The sequence below is a fragment of the Streptomyces sp. NPDC012769 genome (assembly GCF_042901205.1).
Taxonomy (GTDB): Bacteria; Actinomycetota; Actinomycetes; order Streptomycetales; family Streptomycetaceae; genus Streptomyces.
The window spans coordinates 316,885-333,251 of record NZ_JBIBCP010000006.1 but is presented as its reverse complement, the minus strand read 5'-3'; the positions used below and the strand labels follow the sequence as shown (position 1 = coordinate 333,251).

Sequence of the window (16,367 nt, the reverse complement as noted above, 5' to 3'; positions counted from 1 at the left end):
TCGAGAGACACGGGGCGCTTCGTCATGCCTGCAGGAAGTCGTGGAGGGAGCGGGTCATCTCCGCGACGAATCGGTCCCTGACCTCCTCCGCCACCCGGTCGAGCGACAGATATGGGTTGAGGTCCTCCAGCTCGACCAGGAGCAGCTCGCCGTCGGGGGTGCGGCAGGCGTCGACCCGCTGGATGCCGTGGTCGAGGGTGTTCCAGTCGACGAAGCGGCGGGCGAAGGCGAGGTCCGCCTCGGTGGCGTCGTACGGCTCCAGGACCCAGCGGCGCTCGGGGTCGGGGGCGTGGAGGGCGTACTGGAAGCGGTCGTCGACGAAGTAGAAGGACACCTCGTAGCGGAAGTCGATCCGCGGCTGGACGAGGATCCCGCCGTACGAGAGCCCCGCGAGACGCTCGTACGGCACGAACTCCAGCCCTATGGAGTCGGCGCCCGCCTTGGGCTTGACGACGTATTCCGCCGCCTCGGGGAGCTGCCCCAGGTCGGCGGCGCGGTCGACGGTGGGGATGACGGGGAGGCCGGCGGCGGTGAGGTCGAGCAGGTACTGCTTGCCGGCCATGTCGCCGCGGCCGTGGAGCGGGTTGTAGACGCGGGTGCCGAGGGCGGTCGCCTTGGCGCGGAAGGCGTCGTAGGTCTCCTGGTAGTGCAGGACGGGTCCGCTGTTGCGGACGACGACGGCGTCGAAGCCGTCCATGAGGGCGGCGGCGTCGCGCGGGTGGCAGAGGGCGAGGTCGAAGTCGGTGCGCAGGCGCGCGGTGAGGTCGATGTCCTCGTCGCAGTAGCGGCGCCCGCGGGCGGGGTAGGCGAGGTCGGTGACATAGAGGAGACGGGGTCGGGGGCGGGCTGCGGCGGGCACGGGCGGCTCCTCTGGTTCGGGTGCGCCCAACCTACCTGGCTCCCATTTCATGGAAATCCCCAGGTCAGAGGGCCTGCGTCTCCCTCACCCGGGAGGAAAAACGAAACCGATCACCGAACTAGTTGCGTGCGCGCACGCTCTCTGTCACAGTTGGTGCAGCGGCGGAGCTGTGCCCGCGAGACGGGCCGCAGGCTCCGCCGTTCGCCGTCCGGGAGCGCTCCGCGCCCCTTCCCCCTTCGCCCGCGTCGAGCGCCCCGGACGGCCCCCGCGCCACCCGCACCGCCCGCACCACCCCGTCCCGCCCTCCCCCTCCACCGAGGAGATCCGTCATGACCACTCCCCCGAGTGCTTTCCCAGACGTCGAGAAGCTGGTCGTCGACGTCCTCAAGGCCGACCCGGCCCTGGCCGGCGTCACGGTCGCCGTCCAGGCGCCGGCCGGCTTCGACGGCACGCAGAACGCCGTCCTGGTGAACCGCCGCGGCGGCGCCTGGATCGGCGACCTGCACGTCGACAAGCCGCTGATCGAGTTCGAGGTGTACGGCCCGACCAAGAACGCGGCCCACATCACCGCCAACGCCGCCCGGCGCGCCCTGCTCGCCACCATCGGCAAGAAGATCGGCGTGAACTTCGTCAGCGACGTCGAGGAGCAGGACGGGCCCCGCTGGCTGCCCGACTACCTCTACCGGGGCGCCAACCGCTACCTCTGCGTCATCCAGCTCTCCCTGAACGTCTTCTAGACGCTCCCGGAGCGCTCCCCCGGCGTCGTCCTCGGACGCCGCCCCCACAGACCAGGCCTCGCCGTCCGGCGGGGCCTTTGCCGTACCCGGACCCGGAATTCCTCCGGCCGGGACGGCGCCCTCACCCCCTCATCAAGGAGAAACCCCACCATGGCAGGAAACAACTCCGCCGAGATCCGCGTCGCCGGCGTCGGCAAGCTCTTCGTCGCCAAGGTCGGCACCGCCGCCCCCGGCTTCGGCGCCGACTCCGCCACCGACTGGGCGTCCTGGACGAACCTCGGCTTCACCACCGGTGACGGCGTCACGTTCTCGAAGAAGGACAAGCTGGAGGCCATCGACTCGTGGCAGTCGGTGTCCCCCGTCCACTACATCTACTCGGCCCGCGACCTGTCGCTGAAGTTCTCGATGCTGCAGTTCAACGAGGACACGCTGCCGTTCTTCATGGGCGGTGGCAAGGTCGAGGCGGAGCCGGCCCCGGCCGTCGACACCTACAAGTACGAGATCGCCGAGCGTCCGTTCGCGGACGTCCGTGCCCTCGGCCTGGAGTTCACCGACGTCAAGGCCGGTGGCACCACCGCGGTGACGTACCGCTTCATCATCCCGCGCGGTCAGGTCACCGCCTCCGACGACATCAAGCTGTCCCGTAAGGGTGCCGCCCAGCTGGGCATCACCTTCAGCGCGATGTCGGCGGGCGACGGCAAGCCGCTGGCCACCTTCATCATGAAGGACAACCAGTACTCCGCGTCCGTCTGATCCAGCACCACCCGGGGCGGGACGGCCCATCGCCGTCCCGCCCCGCCCCCTCTCCTCATTCACCCACGCGAACCACGCGAACAAGGAGTACGCACACCATGGCCCGTTTCGACGTCAACGCCGCTCGCGCCCAGCGACTGGAGGCCCACGGCCGCACCTGGTCCTTCGAGCTGGACGGCGAGTCCTTCACGCTTCCCACCGAGCTGTCCCGCAAGACCGCGAAGGCGCTGCGCAAGCTCGACGACAACGACGTGGACGGTCTGCTCGCGCTCCTGATGGGTGAGGAGCAGTTCGCCCGCTTCGAAGAGCACGACATCACGATGCAGGACATCGCCGCGATCCTCGAGGCCTACGGCAAGGAGACCGGGCTCGGCCTGGGGGAAGACTGAGCCTCGTCGAGTTCGTCGACGAACACGCCGAGGCCCTTGAAGCGGATCTCCTCCGCTATTACAGCGTCGACCTCCTCGACTGGTACCGGGGCAAGCTGTCCAGCCGTCGGCTGTCGACACTGATCACACATCTGCCGCAGGACAGCTCCGTCCAGCGGGAGTTGCACGGAGACACCGCGGAGTGGTCGCTCACCGACCACCTCCTCGCGGCGGTGGTGGACCATCTGGCCGTGTCCAACTGGATGTTCCAGTGCGTCAACACGGGCGAGGACGACGAGCAGCCCGAGTATCCGAAACCCGTCCCACGTCCGGGGAATGACGACGAGGACGAAGACGACGGCGACTCGGAGGCCGACGGCTCGACGGAGAGCATGGGCGAGGCGATCAGCCCCTCCACCCTCGCCCGGTTCTTCGGCTGACGGCCCGACCGCGCCGAAGACGCACCTAAGCCACATCCCCGCAGCCCCCGGAGCCCGTTCCCGTCAGGGAGCGGGCTCCGGGGGCTCTTCCTGTGCTCGCTCGGCGGCCAGGTCCTGTTCCAGGGCCCTGGCTCGATCGGAGAGCCGGCGCCCACGCGCGCCCGCGCGCGCGTCCGACTCTCCGGACTCGGCGCCGCGCCGGTCGGGCCCCGTTCCGGCCTGACCGGGTACGCCGGCGAGCGGCGGCACGATCGGACGGCCGCCCTTGCGGCGGACGACCTTTCGCACCGGCTGGGCGTTCCTTCGGGCGCGGCTCTCCTGGGCCGTCAGCAGGACGTCCGGTTCGGGATCGGGGGCAGCCGGTTCGGGATCGGACTCGTGCACCGGCTCGGGATCGGGATCGGCTCGGCGTTCCGGCCCGGACTCGGACTCAGGCGGCGAATCCGACTCGTACGCGGGCCCGGGATCGGGCTCGGAGCGCTGGTCGAAGAGCTCGCGCTCCCGGCGGACCCGTTCCTCGGCCTCGACGACCACGGCCGGCGGTTCGAGCAGCCGGGCGAAGGGCAGCGGGATGACCCGGGCACCCTCGAAGTTTGCATTCGCGTCCGTACGCCGCTGGGGGCGCCGGATTCCACGCGCGTCACCCTGTCCTTGAGCGTAGGCGTCGGCGACGCGCTTCTCGTACTCACGGCGGATGCGCGGGAGTTCGTCGGAAACGGCCTCGGCCCAGCCGGCGGTGAAGGCGGCCGTCTCACGGCGGTCCACCTCGGAGCGGGGCATGACCACCAGGTCCTCGGGGGAGTACCCGTGGACGTGGACCAGCTCCGCGAGGCGCGCGAAGAGATGGGGCAGGTCCGGGTGGGACTCGAGCCAGTCGGTGACTCGCTCCCGCCGGTTAGCGCCCGGCTCCGATTCCATGCGTCCGCACTGCCTTCCAACCCCCTGGGGTCCCCACGCGCCCCTCGCGCCCCTCGCCCCCCGACTGTGTCAGGTCCGGGAACGCGTCCTCCAGAGTACCCCGGTCGAACACACGCACCGTGCGTGGACCAACCCACACGGCATATGGCCGAGAAGACACGCCGTCAGAGGTTTCCGACTCGACAAAGCTCGAACTTTTGTTCGACAATGCTTCGCACGCACGTTCGATCGCCGGAAGGCAGGGCACCATGACGTCTCAGACCGGGGAAAGCCACACCGGGAGCACGCTCCACGATCGCCTCAACGCGTTGCTCCAAGGCCCCGGTCCCCTCGACAAGCGCGCACTGCTCGCCACCCTCGACGCAGAGGTCGCGGCTCGCGAGACCCGCGCGTACACGGCGGGGTGGAATGACGCCCTCGCCGAACTACGCCGCCGCCGCTGACCTCCCGACACACACGCGCCACGCCGGCGGGTCGAACCCCGCCGCCCGCGCACACGAGCCGCCTGCACCCCCTCGGGGCAGGCGGCTCCTGCGTTTCCGGGTGCGCTGCGGCACGACATCTCCGAATGGAGTACAGCCATGTCAGTCGTTCCCGATCCGGTACAAGAACTCTCCGCGACCCTGGTCAAACTGCCCCCGTGGGTTGCCCTGGCGAAGCAATACGACGAGACCAAGGTGGTGGTCTCGAACCTGTCGAGCACCATCTCCGGCATCAAGGGTGACATCACCCTCATGAAGTTCGAGATGGCCGGCCTCTTCGCCGCTTCGGTCGGCCTCTTCAAGGTCGACTACACCTGGTTCAAGATCGACGACAAGGGCATCACGATCAACGGCCGCCAGCGTCTGGGCTGGCCGTGGGCCGACAAGGCCAAGGCCTTCCAGGTGCGTGTCGAGAACAAGCAGCGGGATCTCTACGCCAAGCAGAACCGGCTGAAGCGGAAGCTCACCCGTCTCACCGACCGTCAGGACGAGCTGACACGCGCGCAAGCCCGTCTGCGGCACCAGGAGAGTGCTCAGCGGGCCGCCCAGGACCGCCTCGACGCAGGACGTGGGTCCCAGGCAGCCGTCGACCGACACGCGGCGAAAGTGAAGGAGACCAGGGACCAGATCGCGGACCTGCAGAAGAAGCTCGACCGCGCGAAGAAGTCGGCGCGACGAACTTCCAAGAGCGCAGCCAAGCTGGTGACCAAGATCAACGACCTGAGCGCCAAGGAAACGGCCGCCAAGAACCTGTGGAAGGGCAACGCCGCAACGGCGGTCGCCGACCTCAACTCCCTGCGCACCGCCCTCGGGCAGACGACGGTCGCGCTCGCCTCGACCTCCTGACCACGCGTCGCCGCGCTCGCCACCCGGCCTCGCTCCCCTCCACGAAACCAGGTGATCATGTCTCTCGCCAAAGCACTCGGCAGCGCCTCGGGGGCGCTGAGAAAGCTCAAGACCGACGCTCAGCAGAGCGCCCAGGCCGTCACCCGTGTCGGCACCGGCAGCAACTCCGCCTCCAACGGGGTCAAGCAGCTGAAGTCCTCGGCACAGTCCACCACGTCCCAGCTCAAGAGCCTCAAGACGGCGACGGACCAGGCCGAACGGTCCATGACCAAGGCGGGTCAGACCGGCCAGTCCGCCGGAACCAAGCTCGGCAAGTACGAGTCCGGCGCCGGCAAGGCCGCCAAGGGCCAGGACAAGCTCAACAAGTCCATGAAGGGCAACTTCCTCGCCCGCCTGATCGAGCTGTTCATGCCGCTCATCGAGAAGGTCGTCGAGATGGCGACGCGCTCGAAGACCATGCAGACGATCATGAAGAAGGCCTTCAGCGCCATCAAGACCGTGATCAGCTCGGTCATGAAGGCCATCGGCCCGATCATGAAGAAGGCCGGCCAGCTGATCAAGACGGTCTGGAACGGCATCAAGAAGGCCATCTCCACCGTCGTGAAGGCGGTCGCCACCGTCATCAAGACCTACGTGAAGATCTGGAAGACGGTCATCACCACGGTCATGAAGGCGATCAAGACGGTCATCAGCGCCGTCTGGAACGGCATCAAGGCAGTCATCACCCCCGTGGTCAACTGGATCAAGACCGCGATCCCGAACGCCTTCCGGGCCGTCAAGGACAAGATGTCGTCCATCTGGAACGGCCTCAAGGACATCGCGTCCCGCGCGTTCAACGGCATCAAGAGCGGTGTGTCCGGCCCGATCAACGCCGTCATCGGCCTCATCAACCGGATGATCGGCAGCCTGAACCGCGTCAAGGTCAGCGTCCCCGGCTGGGTACCGCTCGTCGGAGGCAAGACCTTCGGCGTCAACATCCCGACCATCCCGATGCTCGCCACCGGTGGTGTCGTCATGCCACGCGCCGGCGGTGTCCCGGCGATCCTCGCCGAGGCCGGCGAGGCCGAGGCCGTCCTGCCGCTGTCCAAGCTGGACCGGCTGCTCGCCCTCACGGCCCGCCGCGCCCGCATGGCGGCGCACGCCCAGGGCGGTAACGGAAAGGGCGTCGGGCTGCACATCGAGCACTATCACGCGGCCCGTGGCAGCGACCCGCAGTCCACGGCGGACGCGCTGATGTACCTGGCGAAGGCACGCGGATGATCGCGGTCGCGCCGTCGGTCGTCTTCAGCCACCGGCTGCTCGCCGGTGCGCCCGAAGCCTTCCGCAACTTCAGCCGGAGCATACGGCCGACCACGACCACGTTGCAGGCGCTGACCCGAGTCCTGCGCGACACCGCAGGCAAGACCGACCGATTCGCCCGTGAAGTGCGGGGCGCGACCTCCTCGGTGGCCCGGATCCGCGCCGACGCCACCTCCGCCTCCGGCTCCGTCACTAAACTCGGCCGCTCCACTGCCCACCGCGGCGTCAAGTCCTTCGGCGACAAGGCGGGCAAGTCCAAGGGCACACTCGGGAAGCTCGCCCAAGGCGTCGGCGGCATCCTCACCCTCCTGCTCCCGCTGCTGCCTGTCACCGACATCCTCACCAAGCTGATGGAGAACTTCGGCACCGTCATGGCCATCGCCGCCGTCGCCATGACCGGCATCAACCTCGCCATGCGCGCCAACCCGATCGGCTTCCTCATCGGCATCCTGCTGCCGGTCGCGGCCTGGCTCATCGAGTTCGCCATGAACAGCGAGACCGGGCAGAAGATCATGAAGCAGGTCTTCGACCAAGCCCTCAAGGGCTTCCAGTCGGTCTGGAAGTTCCTCCAGCCGATCATCACGCTCATCGGTCAGGCCGTCGGGACCTACTTCAAGGGTTACATCGCCCTGTTCACCGCCGCACTCAAGATCATCGGTTCAGGGATCAGCGGATTCTCCAACGTCCGCTCCTCCGTGACCTCCGCCTCCAACGCGCTGCGCGGCATCGCCTCCAGCACCATCGGCGGCATCCGGAACAGCATCCAGCCGCTCCTGTCCTTCTTCACCAGCACGGTTCCCGGCTTCTTCCGCACCGCCAAGGACGCCTTCAGTGGTGCCCTGCGCGGCATCGGCGACCTCATCAAGGGCGCACTGAGCACGGTGATCGGCGTCGTCAAGGGCCCCATCAACGGTCTCATCGCCTTCGCCAACTGGATCATCGACGGCCTCAACGAGCTGAGCTTCGAACTACTCGGCAAGAAGTTCGGCGTCGACCTCGACAAGATCCCGATGCTCGCCGAGGGCGGTGTCGTCTTCCCCGGCTCCACCGAGGGCTGGCGCATCGACCCGCTCACCGTGCTCGAGAACCGTCGCGTCCCGGCCGTCACCGAGGCTCCCCGACAGCCCCGCCGCATCCGAGAGTTCCACGAAAAGCAGGGCGCCGGACCGCGGTCGACCGCCGAGGACCTGCTCTTCCTCGCCGGCGCCCACTGCTGAAGCCCGTACCGCTCCAGCCGCCCACCCTGACACCCCCTCAGAAGTGAGGTGACGGCCCCATGGCCGAGACCACAACCGCATACGCCGGAAGCAACAGCTACATCGCCGACCTCGCGCCCGGCTCGCTCATCACCCAGGACGGGCAGATGCAGTGGGCCGGGCTTCTCATCGGCCCCGGTACGCCGTTCAACGTCGACCGCTCCGGCCTGTCCGGCTGGGAGGACCTGCCGGAGTACGACTCCTCCGACGCCGAACGGCCCACCTCGCACGGCGCCTGGCCCGGCTCGCGCTTCGCCAAGCCGCGCAAGATCGGCGGCACCATCGTCCTGATGCCGGAGTACGGCGCGGCCGCCGAGGCCATCCGCGCGCTGCGCCAGGCCCTCGCGCTGCTCGACGAGGAGCGCTGGCTCACCGTCCGGCTGCACGGCGAGATGCTCACCGTCCGCGCCCGGATCGCCCAGCGGGTCGTCCCGGCCGACCAGGGCTTCGCCACCCAGGGCAGCTCGAAGATGTCCGTCCAGTGGCTGGCCGCCGACCCGCGCCGCTACGGCGTCGAGGAGCAGACCACCACGACCACGGCTCCGCAGCCGGAGTCCGGTCTGAACTGGCTGCCGAACGGGCTGACCTGGCCCCTCGACTGGGGCCAGGCCACGTCCACCGGCGACGCCGTCGTCGAGAACACCGGCTCGGCGGCCACCCACCCGCTGATCACCTTCCGCGGCCCGTGCTCCATGCCCACCGTCACCGAGCGGGGAAGCAGGCGCCGGCTGCGGTACGCGATCGACCTGGCCGCCGGTGACGAGCTCGTCGTCGACACCGCCAACGGCACGGTGACGCTCAACAACTCCGCCTCCCGCCGCCACACCGCCATGGCGGACTCCACCCCGGAGGAGCTGTTCCTCCTGGATCCGGGCCGCAGGGAGCTGGCGTTCCGGCCCGACGAGGCGACCCCGGAGGCCCAGATGACGGTCCGCTGGCGCAGCGCCGAGTGGTGACCGCGGCCGGCTGACGTCCCCCACCCGACCCGCTTCTCCCACGAAGAGGTGAACCCATGACCGTACGGGCCGCCTGGCTCCACTCCAACGGCCAGACACGCGAGGACACCCGGATCACCCTGTCCGCTCTCCTCACCCCCAACGGGCAGAGCGCCGACGAGACCCCGCTGCGCTCGCGCCCCGGCATCGTGCCCGGCGGCCTCGGCCTGACCAGCGCCGGTGCGATGCAGTGCACGATCGGCACCGGCCGGGCCGTCATCCAGGGCAACGACACCGCCCAGGGCGCCTACATGATCGCGGTGACCTCCCCCGAGACGCTCACCGTCACCGACGGCGACGCGCAGTACGACCGGATCGACCTCGTCGAACTGGCCGTCCTCGACGACGCGTACGACAAGAGCGGGGCGACCGAGGCCGTGATCCGGCTCGTCAAGGGCGCGCCCGATGCCACCCCGGTCGCCCCCGCCTCCGGGCCGGGCAGCGCCTTCCCGCTCTACTCGATCCGGGTGCCGGCCGGCACCTCGGCCGGCACCGGCGGCATCAACTGGCAGACCGCCGTCACCACCCTGCACTACCCGATGACGGCGCTCGGCGGCATCATCCCGACCAGCGGCTTCAAGGGCGCCTATGTCGGCCAGTACCGCGATGTGGTGGGCCTTCTCCAGCGCTGGGACGGCACGACCTGGGTCTCGTACCCGAAGCCGATCGGCGGCATCGCCCCGCACGGGACCACGACGACCGGCTCGTACACCGGCCAGTACCGCGACAACGCCGGCGTCCTCCAGCGCTGGGACGGCGCGGCCTGGCAGTACGCCGAGGGCAAGGCGACCGTCCTCTTCAGCGCCTCGCAGACGGCGATGCAGAGCGTGCCGGCCGGCGCCTGGACGCCGATCACCCTCCAGACCGTGGACACCGACGACTTCAACGGCTGGAACGGCACCAACAGCTACGTCGTCCCGCGCACCGGCTGGTGGCGGGTCTCCGGCCATGTCGCCTGGTACGGCGACTCCAACACCGGTCTGCGCGGCGCCCGCATCCACCTCGGCGGCGTCGGCGTGCCCCGGATGACCTGGATGAACCAGGCGTCCAGCGGCGCCGTCACCGTCGGCGGCGAAGGCCTGATCAAGCTGACCGCCGGCAATGTGCTCCAGCTCGCCGGCTACCACAACCACACCGCCGCCATTCGCACCCTCGGCGGGTCCGGCTACTCCTGCAACCTCTCCGCCCAGTGGATCCGGTCCTGACGCCGTCCTTTTCGTAACCCCGATTGGAGAAACCTCATGAACCTGCGCAGCAGCTGGGTCGCCGAGACCGGCCAGACCCGCGAGGACACCCGTCTCACTCAGATGGGCGCGACGAACGCGCTCAACCCCGTCCAGGTCCGTTCCGGCATCCTGCCCGGCTCCTACGAGGGCAAGTACCGGCTCTCCGGCTTCTGGATGACGAACTCCTCCGCCATGTCGGCGGTCGTCTCCGAGGGCCGGGCCGTCATCCAGGGCGACATCTCCCAGGGTGCCTACCCGGTGACCCTGCCGGCCTCCGAGGTCGTCACCTTCTCGCCGGGCAACGCCCAGTACGACCGGATCGACCTGGTCGTGCTGCGGATCCGCGACAAGCTGTACGGGGACGACCGCAACGAGGCCGTCATCGAGGTCATCGAGGGCGTTCCCGAGGCGGCACCGAAGGCGCAGCCGGCCCCGGCGCGCAGCCTCCCGCTGTACGAGGTGCGGGTCCCGGTCGGTGTCAGCGCGGGCACCGGCGGCATCCCGTGGGCCACGGCCCTGAAGGACCTGCGGACCAGCATCGTCTCCGCCGGCGGCATCCTCCCGGTCGAGGGAGCGGTCCTGCCCGGCGCCTACCCGGGCCAGTACCAGGACACCCCGGACGCGCAGCTGCAGCGCTGGGACGGCGGCAAGTGGGTGGCGTACCCGCAGGCCATCGGCGGCGTCGTGCCGAGCACCGTCGGCTCTGCGATCCCGGGCAGCTACACCGGCCAGTACCGGGACGGCCTGGGCGGCCGGCTCGAGCGCTGGAACGGCACGGCGTGGGCGCCGGCCTTCCCCGGCCCGTACTTCAACGACTCGCTGTACGACGGCTACACCACCTCGACGACCTGGGTGAACACGCTCTCGGGCAACCGGGCCACCGCGCTGTCGCTCACCTTCGTCGCCCCCGGCTCCCGCCAGGCCATCCTCACCTTCGGTTCGCGGATCCAGCTCGTCGGCACGGGCTCCGGCGTCGGCTTCATGGGCGTGCGGATCATGCAGGGCACGACCCTCTACCGGGACAACAACGACTCGTACGCGGTGGTCTGCCAGAGCCCCGGCAACATCTCGGTGTCCACCACCCAGCGACTGCACACCCTGACCGCGGGCGCCACCTACACGGTCACGGCCTACTACCGGACGTCCAACACCGCCCTGCAGGCCTGGTTCGACAACACGTTCCTGCAGGTCGACCCGCAGCACTGAGTCCAGCGCCGCCGCACCGCCGCCGCCCGACCGTCCTTCATTCCCAGGAGAACTCATGCCCGTACGCTCCGGCTGGCTGCTGCCCACCGGGCAGACCCGCCAGAACACCCGTATCACCAACATCGGCGCCACCGTCCCCGTCAACCCGCTGGGCGTGCGCTCCGGCATCCTGCCCGGAACGTTCGACGGCAAGTACCGGGTCGGCGGCCTGTGGATGAGCAACACCGGGCCGATGACGGCCACCATCTACGCCGGCAAGGCCGTCGTCCAGGGCGGCACCTCCGACGGCGCCTACCCCGTCGCCCTCGACCAGGACATGACCATCACCTTCGGCGACGGCGACGCCCTCAACCCGCGCATCGACCTCGTCGTGCTGCGGGTGTGGGACGCCGACGCCGACCAGCAGGGCCGGTACGAGGCCGTCGTCGAGATCGTGAAGGGCGAGCCGAAGGCCGTCCCCGTGGCACCGCAGGTCCCGGCCCGGGCACTGGCCCTGTTCAGCGTCAAGGTGAAGGCAGGCGCCTCCGCGGGCAACGGCGGCATCGACTGGTCGGGCACGGGCACGGTCACCGATCTGCGCACCACGACCGTCGCGGTCGGCGGCATCCTGCCGGTCTACAACAACGCCGGTGTGGCCGGGTCCTACCCGGGCCAGTACCAGGACAACGACAGCACCCACTACCTCCAGCGGTGGGACGGCAGCGGCTGGATCCCCTACCCGAAGGAGATCGGCGGCATCGCTCCCAGCGGCGCGGTGTCCACGGGCAGCTACCCGGGCCAGTTCCGCGAGAACTCCGGGGTGCTCCAGCGCTGGAACGGCAACACCTGGGTGAACTACCAGCCGCCGGTCGAGGTGGAAAGCACCACGACCGGGGCCACCGCCCTCGCCAACTGGACCGTGGTGGCCTTCGAAGCCCGCCGGAACAAGGCCGGCCTGTGCACCATGGCCGTCACCGTCACCCGCACCTCCCGGGTCGACGTGGACAGCGCCGGCAATCTGGCCGACGAACCGCTGTGCACCCTGCCCGCGGGCTGGCGCCCGGCCATCAGCGTCGAGGCCCCCGCCTGTGACGGCTACGGCAGCGGCGGGGCGAATGTGACCACCTCCGGTCAGATCACCCTGCGCACCTGGGACTACCCGGGCGCACTCGTCCCCGGCCGCAACATCCGTGTCAGCGCCACCTACATCCTTCCGTGAGGTCCGCCGCATGAGTCTCGACACGCCCTACCGGGCGATCTTCTGCGATCTGCTCTCCGATCAGACCCTGGACATCCTGCCCCTGCGGGACGTCTCCTTCGACGACTACATAGGCAAGGCCGGCTCCCTCTCCGGCACGATCCCGATCCCCAACACGGACATCGCCCAGCGCGTCAAGCAGGTCCGGGAAGGCCGCACGGCGGTCTACCTGGAGCGCGGCGGCGACCTGTGGTGGGGCGGCATCGTGTGGACCACCACCCTGCAGTCCAGCGGCCGCGGGGTGCTGACCCTCGGCATCCAGGCCGCCACCTTCGACTCGTACGCGGGCCGCCGGCGCATCCGCGAGGACATCGAGTACGCCACCCCGACCCCTCAGCTGGAGATCGCGCGCCGGCTGTGGGCCGAGCTCGACGTCCAGACCTACCCGAACGCCCCCGAGAACCGGGAGCCGAAGCGGCTCGGCATCAGCTTCGGCGACGAGGATTCCAAGGTCCTCCGCACCGTCTCGTGGCGCGACGGCGACGAGGTCGTCTACCTCGACGCGCTCAATCAGATCGCGTCCATGAAGGACGGCTTCGAGCACCAGATCATGATCTACCGCGACCCGATCTCCGGGCAGCGGATCCGGCAGCTGCGGCTCGGCGAACCGAAGATCGTCAACGGCGCCACGGACCTGCTGTTCGACCGGCCCGGCGCGATCCTGTCGTACTCCTTCCCGTACGACGCCACCCGTGGCGGCACCACCGCCGTGGCCCGTGGTGCTTCGGTGAACTCGAACGCGGGCACCGAGTCCCACCCGCTGGTCGGCGAACAGCGGTTCGACGAACCGCTGCTCCTGGACGACTGGCCACTGATCGACCTGTCCTCGGACCACAACGAGGTCACGGACGCGCTGACCCTGAGCGCGCTGGCCGCCGCCGAACTGGCCCAGGCCCGCGGCGCCGTGGTGATCCCGGCGATCACGATCCACCTGGGCGGCATGGTCCCGCCCGCTCTCATCGGACGCATGGCCCGCATCCGAATCCACGACGAGTGGTTCTCGCAGGGCCTCGACGCCCGCTACCGCATCATCGGTGTCAAGGTCACTCCCCCGGAGCGCGGCCGCCCCGACACCGCCGAGCTCTACCTTGAGGAGGCCTGATGCCCCAGCTGCCCGAGGACATCATCGACCGGCTCAACAAGATGGAACGCCGGTTGAAGGCGCTGTCCACGGCCGTCAACACCCGGCCGGCGGTCAGCGAGATCCGCCCGAAGCCGCAGACCGACGGCGTCACCATCAGTCGGCCGCTGTTCCGGATCTTCGACGGCTACAGCCACGAGATCTTCGCCGACGACATCATGACCGGCGGTCTCGCCCGGCCGTGGCTGCAGCTGATGCCGCCGCTGCCCGTCGACGTGACCAAGTGGCCGTCGACCACCAACACCTCCTTCACCACCATCGCCCGCTGCCACAACCCCGTCTGGCAGCCGAAGATGCGGCTCAGCATCCGCACGAGCGGCGCCGGCAATGTGCGGGTCCTCGTCGACAACGTGCAGTTCGGCCCCACGGTCGCCGCGCCCGGGGACTTCGACCACCTCGGTCTGATCCCCGGGGACATGAAGACCAAGTTCGGCCAGACCATGGACATCCAGATCCAGGCCCAGGCCACCAGCGGCACGGTCTACGCCCAGCCGGTGCTCATCCACGGCGCCCAGACCTGATGTGACCTGACCGCCCCCGCCCCTGCCTCCGGGCAACAAAGCCGTACGAGGAGCACACCATGAACATCGACCCCACCCAGCCCTGGGGCGTGGCCATCGACTACGCGGGCCGCACCGTCGTCACCGAGAACGGCCACACCCTCAACATCCGCGTCTACGACAACAGCCTCGGCTACACGCTGGAGCGCGACCCGATCACCGGCCAGTACCCGTCGGTGTACGTCACCGCCGAGTTCTCCGAGAAGGGGGCCGGCGACGCGTCCCTGCGCGGCTCCGGCACGGTGACGGTGGTTGCCAAGGACGGCGCTCCCGCCGTGCCCGACGCGACCGCCGTCCAGCAGGCCGTGACCGACGCCCTCGCCGACTTCGAGACCCGCCGTGCCGCCTACGCCGCGCTCTGCGCGAGCTGGGCCCCGGCCCCCGCTCCGGAAACGCCGCGAACCCCGGAGAGCCCGGAGACGCCCGCCGAGCCGGCCCCGGCCCAGCCCGCCCCGGAGACCCCGGTCACCGAGCCCGCCGCGTAACCGGAGCCCCCGCCCCACCCCGTACGCCCCCGTACGCCCGCCCCGTGCCGACGACCCGGCCGGGGTTTTCTCATGCCCGGAATCCATGCCCCGGAGGACACAGATGGCAGCCCCCCTCTCCGCGGACCGGCTCGTGGCCGCGCTCCGCGCCGAAGGCGTCACCGTCGTCGAGCACGACGGCTGGCGCACCCACCACCGCAACCAGACCGGCTCCTGGGGGCCCGTGGTCGGCGTGATGATCCACCACACCGTCTCCAGCGGCACCGCGCACACCGTCGAGCTCTGCTACAACGGCTACGAGGGTCTGCCCGGCCCGCTGTGCCACGGCGTCATCGCCAAGGACGGCACCGTCCACCTCGTCGGCAACGGCCGCGCCAACCACGCGGGCGGCGGCGACCCGTCCGTCCTCCAGGCCGTGATCAGCGAGACGTACGGGGTCCGCCCGCCCGTCCCGCGCGAGCACCAGGGCAGCCGCGGCGCCGTCGACGGCAACTCCCGCTTCTACGGCTTCGAGTGCATCAACCTCGGCAACGGCACCGACCCCTGGCCGGCCGCCCAGCTCGACGCCATCGAGCGGGTCTCGGCGGCGCTCTGCCGGGCGCACGACTGGGGCGCCAGGTCCGTCATCGGCCACTCCGAGTGGTCCGACTGGAAGAGCGACCCGCGCGGCTTCGGCATGCCGGGCATGCGCGACCGCGTCCAGAAGCGGCTCGGCAAGGCCCCCGCCCCGAAGCCGACCACCCCCGCCAAGCCCGCGACCCCGCGCTACCAGCCCTTCCCCGGGACCGCGTTCTTCAAGACCACCCCGAGCTCCCCCGTCGTCACCGCGATGGGCCGCCGGCTGGTCGCCGAGGGCTGCGGCCGCTACAAGGTCGGGCCCGGCCCGCGCTGGTCCGAGGCGGACCGCCAGTCGTACGCCGCCTGGCAGCGCAAGCTCGGCTTCTCCGGCTCCGACGCCGACGGCTGGCCGGGCCGCAGCTCCTGGAACGCGCTGAAGGTCCCGTACGTGCAGTAGCCCCCACCTTCGCCACAGCTCCCCCACGCAAGGAGAACCACCCATGTCCGAAGCCGCCAAGCGCACGATCCGCACGATCGTGCAGACCGCCGTCGGCATCGCCGTCGTGCTGCCGGCGCTCGTCGACGCCTCCGGGATCCCCGCCACCCTCCCCTGGGTCGCCGGGGCGCTCGCCGTCGCCGGTGCCCTCACCCGGGTCATGGCCGTCCCGGCCTTCCAGGTCCTGCTGCCGTCCTGGCTCCGCACCACCCCGGAGGATGGGGCCGATGACCGAGCCTGACCCGAACGACCCGGTCGCCGTCGCCCTCGAACTGGAGCGGCTGCGCGGCACCCTGGAGGCCGGCTTCGCCCGCGTCGACGGCTCCCTCGCGCTGCTCGTCCAGCGCAGTGACCAGACCGACAAGCAGCTCGCCGACCACGAGGCACGGCTCGACGCCCTGGAACGGGCGCGCTGGCCGGTGGCCTCGGTCGCCGCGCTGACGGCCACCGCCGGCCTCGGGCTCGCCCTGTGGGAGCTGGCCGGCCGCTAGCGGGCCCCGGACGC

At 70.1% G+C, this 16,367-nt stretch carries 20 protein-coding genes; 18 read left to right on the top strand and 2 right to left on the bottom strand.

Features of this window, described 5'->3' with window-relative positions:
* Positions 1-22: 22 nt before the first annotated feature.
* A complete protein-coding gene (locus ACFY7C_RS30115) occupies positions 23-859 on the bottom strand; it encodes a hypothetical protein (protein ID WP_389656360.1) in 837 nt (278 codons plus the stop codon).
* 329 nt (positions 860-1,188) lie between these two features.
* Between ACFY7C_RS30115 and ACFY7C_RS30110 the strand changes: the two genes are divergently transcribed.
* The 4 genes from ACFY7C_RS30110 to ACFY7C_RS30095 all read left to right on the top strand — a co-directional run bounded on the left by ACFY7C_RS30110 (position 1,189) and on the right by ACFY7C_RS30095 (position 3,157).
* Positions 1,189-1,596 carry a hypothetical protein gene (locus ACFY7C_RS30110; RefSeq protein ID WP_389656357.1) on the top strand — a complete coding sequence of 136 codons (408 nt, stop codon included), beginning with the start codon at positions 1,189-1,191 and terminating at the stop codon, positions 1,594-1,596.
* 150 nt (positions 1,597-1,746) lie between these two features.
* Positions 1,747-2,349, top strand: a complete 603-nt coding sequence (locus ACFY7C_RS30105) for a phage tail protein (protein ID WP_389656354.1) — start codon at positions 1,747-1,749, stop codon at positions 2,347-2,349.
* 98 nt (positions 2,350-2,447) lie between these two features.
* Positions 2,448-2,738, top strand: a complete 291-nt coding sequence (locus ACFY7C_RS30100) for a hypothetical protein (protein WP_345486262.1) — start codon at positions 2,448-2,450, stop codon at positions 2,736-2,738.
* A 161-nt stretch (positions 2,739-2,899) separates the two neighbouring features.
* Entirely contained in the window at positions 2,900-3,157 is a 258-nt protein-coding gene (locus ACFY7C_RS30095; RefSeq protein ID WP_389656350.1) for a hypothetical protein, read from the top strand.
* A gap of 63 nt (positions 3,158-3,220) precedes the next feature.
* Here ACFY7C_RS30095 and ACFY7C_RS30090 read toward each other — a convergent pair whose 3' ends face one another.
* Positions 3,221-4,075 carry a hypothetical protein gene (locus ACFY7C_RS30090; RefSeq protein ID WP_389656347.1) on the bottom strand — a complete coding sequence of 285 codons (855 nt, stop codon included), beginning with the start codon at positions 4,073-4,075 and terminating at the stop codon, positions 3,221-3,223.
* 248 nt (positions 4,076-4,323) lie between these two features.
* Between ACFY7C_RS30090 and ACFY7C_RS30085 the strand changes: the two genes are divergently transcribed.
* The 14 genes from ACFY7C_RS30085 (at position 4,324) to ACFY7C_RS30020 (ending at position 16,353) form a co-directional block, all read left to right on the top strand.
* The gene (locus ACFY7C_RS30085; protein WP_389656344.1) at positions 4,324-4,518 is read left to right on the top strand and encodes a hypothetical protein; all 195 of its coding nucleotides are present in this window, start codon (positions 4,324-4,326) and stop codon (positions 4,516-4,518) included.
* 138 nt (positions 4,519-4,656) lie between these two features.
* On the top strand, positions 4,657-5,403 hold the full coding sequence (locus ACFY7C_RS30080; protein ID WP_389656341.1) for a hypothetical protein: 747 nt from the start codon (positions 4,657-4,659) through the stop codon (positions 5,401-5,403).
* Positions 5,404-5,460: 57 nt separating this feature from the next.
* Positions 5,461-6,663, top strand: coding sequence for a phage tail protein (locus tag ACFY7C_RS30075; RefSeq protein ID WP_389656338.1), 1,203 nt, complete (start codon positions 5,461-5,463; stop codon positions 6,661-6,663).
* Positions 6,660-7,919 carry a tape-measure protein gene (locus ACFY7C_RS30070; protein WP_389656335.1) on the top strand — a complete coding sequence of 420 codons (1,260 nt, stop codon included), beginning with the start codon at positions 6,660-6,662 and terminating at the stop codon, positions 7,917-7,919. Before ACFY7C_RS30075 ends, ACFY7C_RS30070 begins: the two co-directional genes overlap by 4 nt.
* 59 nt (positions 7,920-7,978) lie before the next feature.
* Positions 7,979-8,914, top strand: a complete 936-nt coding sequence (locus ACFY7C_RS30065; RefSeq protein ID WP_389656332.1) for a phage distal tail protein — start codon at positions 7,979-7,981, stop codon at positions 8,912-8,914.
* 56 nt (positions 8,915-8,970) lie between these two features.
* Positions 8,971-10,158 (top strand): hypothetical protein, encoded by a 1,188-nt coding sequence (locus tag ACFY7C_RS30060; RefSeq protein ID WP_389656329.1) that lies wholly within the window; start codon positions 8,971-8,973, stop codon positions 10,156-10,158.
* 36 nt (positions 10,159-10,194) lie between these two features.
* Positions 10,195-11,385: a hypothetical protein gene (locus ACFY7C_RS30055; protein WP_389656326.1), complete on the top strand. Its 1,191-nt coding sequence runs from the start codon at positions 10,195-10,197 to the stop codon at positions 11,383-11,385.
* A gap of 55 nt (positions 11,386-11,440) precedes the next feature.
* Positions 11,441-12,583, top strand: a complete 1,143-nt coding sequence (locus ACFY7C_RS30050; RefSeq protein ID WP_389656323.1) for a hypothetical protein — start codon at positions 11,441-11,443, stop codon at positions 12,581-12,583.
* 10 nt (positions 12,584-12,593) lie between these two features.
* Positions 12,594-13,724 carry a hypothetical protein gene (locus ACFY7C_RS30045; RefSeq protein ID WP_389656320.1) on the top strand — a complete coding sequence of 377 codons (1,131 nt, stop codon included), beginning with the start codon at positions 12,594-12,596 and terminating at the stop codon, positions 13,722-13,724.
* A complete protein-coding gene (locus tag ACFY7C_RS30040; RefSeq protein WP_389656317.1) occupies positions 13,724-14,284 on the top strand; it encodes a hypothetical protein in 561 nt (186 codons plus the stop codon). The genes ACFY7C_RS30045 and ACFY7C_RS30040 overlap by 1 nt, the downstream gene beginning before the upstream one ends.
* Before the next feature lie 59 nt (positions 14,285-14,343).
* Positions 14,344-14,808: an ATP-binding protein gene (locus ACFY7C_RS30035; RefSeq protein ID WP_389656314.1), complete on the top strand. Its 465-nt coding sequence runs from the start codon at positions 14,344-14,346 to the stop codon at positions 14,806-14,808.
* Positions 14,809-14,911: 103 nt separating this feature from the next.
* Complete coding sequence (locus ACFY7C_RS30030; protein ID WP_389656311.1) at positions 14,912-15,823, top strand: peptidoglycan-binding protein; 912 nt, start codon at positions 14,912-14,914, stop codon at positions 15,821-15,823.
* 43 nt (positions 15,824-15,866) lie between these two features.
* On the top strand, positions 15,867-16,103 hold the full coding sequence (locus ACFY7C_RS30025; RefSeq protein WP_389656308.1) for a hypothetical protein: 237 nt from the start codon (positions 15,867-15,869) through the stop codon (positions 16,101-16,103).
* Entirely contained in the window at positions 16,090-16,353 is a 264-nt protein-coding gene (locus ACFY7C_RS30020) for a hypothetical protein (protein ID WP_389656305.1), read from the top strand. Before ACFY7C_RS30025 ends, ACFY7C_RS30020 begins: the two co-directional genes overlap by 14 nt.
* The last annotated feature ends 14 nt before the right edge of the window (positions 16,354-16,367 follow it).

Excerpts from the sequence above, each read along its gene's own strand:
- ACFY7C_RS30110 (WP_389656357.1), top strand. The coding sequence starts at position 1,189 with ATGACCACTCCCCCGAGTGCTTTCCCAGACGTCGAGAAGCTGGTCGTC.
- ACFY7C_RS30105 (WP_389656354.1), top strand. The coding sequence starts at position 1,747 with ATGGCAGGAAACAACTCCGCCGAGATCCGCGTCGCCGGCGTCGGCAAG.
- ACFY7C_RS30100 (WP_345486262.1), top strand. The coding sequence starts at position 2,448 with ATGGCCCGTTTCGACGTCAACGCCGCTCGCGCCCAGCGACTGGAGGCC.
- ACFY7C_RS30090 (WP_389656347.1), bottom strand. The coding sequence starts at position 4,075 with ATGGAATCGGAGCCGGGCGCTAACCGGCGGGAGCGAGTCACCGACTGG.
- ACFY7C_RS30085 (WP_389656344.1), top strand. The coding sequence starts at position 4,324 with ATGACGTCTCAGACCGGGGAAAGCCACACCGGGAGCACGCTCCACGAT.
- ACFY7C_RS30080 (WP_389656341.1), top strand. The coding sequence starts at position 4,657 with ATGTCAGTCGTTCCCGATCCGGTACAAGAACTCTCCGCGACCCTGGTC.
- ACFY7C_RS30075 (WP_389656338.1), top strand. The coding sequence starts at position 5,461 with ATGTCTCTCGCCAAAGCACTCGGCAGCGCCTCGGGGGCGCTGAGAAAG.
- ACFY7C_RS30070 (WP_389656335.1), top strand. The coding sequence starts at position 6,660 with ATGATCGCGGTCGCGCCGTCGGTCGTCTTCAGCCACCGGCTGCTCGCC.
- ACFY7C_RS30065 (WP_389656332.1), top strand. The coding sequence starts at position 7,979 with ATGGCCGAGACCACAACCGCATACGCCGGAAGCAACAGCTACATCGCC.
- ACFY7C_RS30060 (WP_389656329.1), top strand. The coding sequence starts at position 8,971 with ATGACCGTACGGGCCGCCTGGCTCCACTCCAACGGCCAGACACGCGAG.
- ACFY7C_RS30055 (WP_389656326.1), top strand. The coding sequence starts at position 10,195 with ATGAACCTGCGCAGCAGCTGGGTCGCCGAGACCGGCCAGACCCGCGAG.
- ACFY7C_RS30050 (WP_389656323.1), top strand. The coding sequence starts at position 11,441 with ATGCCCGTACGCTCCGGCTGGCTGCTGCCCACCGGGCAGACCCGCCAG.
- ACFY7C_RS30045 (WP_389656320.1), top strand. The coding sequence starts at position 12,594 with ATGAGTCTCGACACGCCCTACCGGGCGATCTTCTGCGATCTGCTCTCC.
- ACFY7C_RS30040 (WP_389656317.1), top strand. The coding sequence starts at position 13,724 with ATGCCCCAGCTGCCCGAGGACATCATCGACCGGCTCAACAAGATGGAA.
- ACFY7C_RS30035 (WP_389656314.1), top strand. The coding sequence starts at position 14,344 with ATGAACATCGACCCCACCCAGCCCTGGGGCGTGGCCATCGACTACGCG.
- ACFY7C_RS30030 (WP_389656311.1), top strand. The coding sequence starts at position 14,912 with ATGGCAGCCCCCCTCTCCGCGGACCGGCTCGTGGCCGCGCTCCGCGCC.
- ACFY7C_RS30025 (WP_389656308.1), top strand. The coding sequence starts at position 15,867 with ATGTCCGAAGCCGCCAAGCGCACGATCCGCACGATCGTGCAGACCGCC.
- ACFY7C_RS30020 (WP_389656305.1), top strand. The coding sequence starts at position 16,090 with ATGACCGAGCCTGACCCGAACGACCCGGTCGCCGTCGCCCTCGAACTG.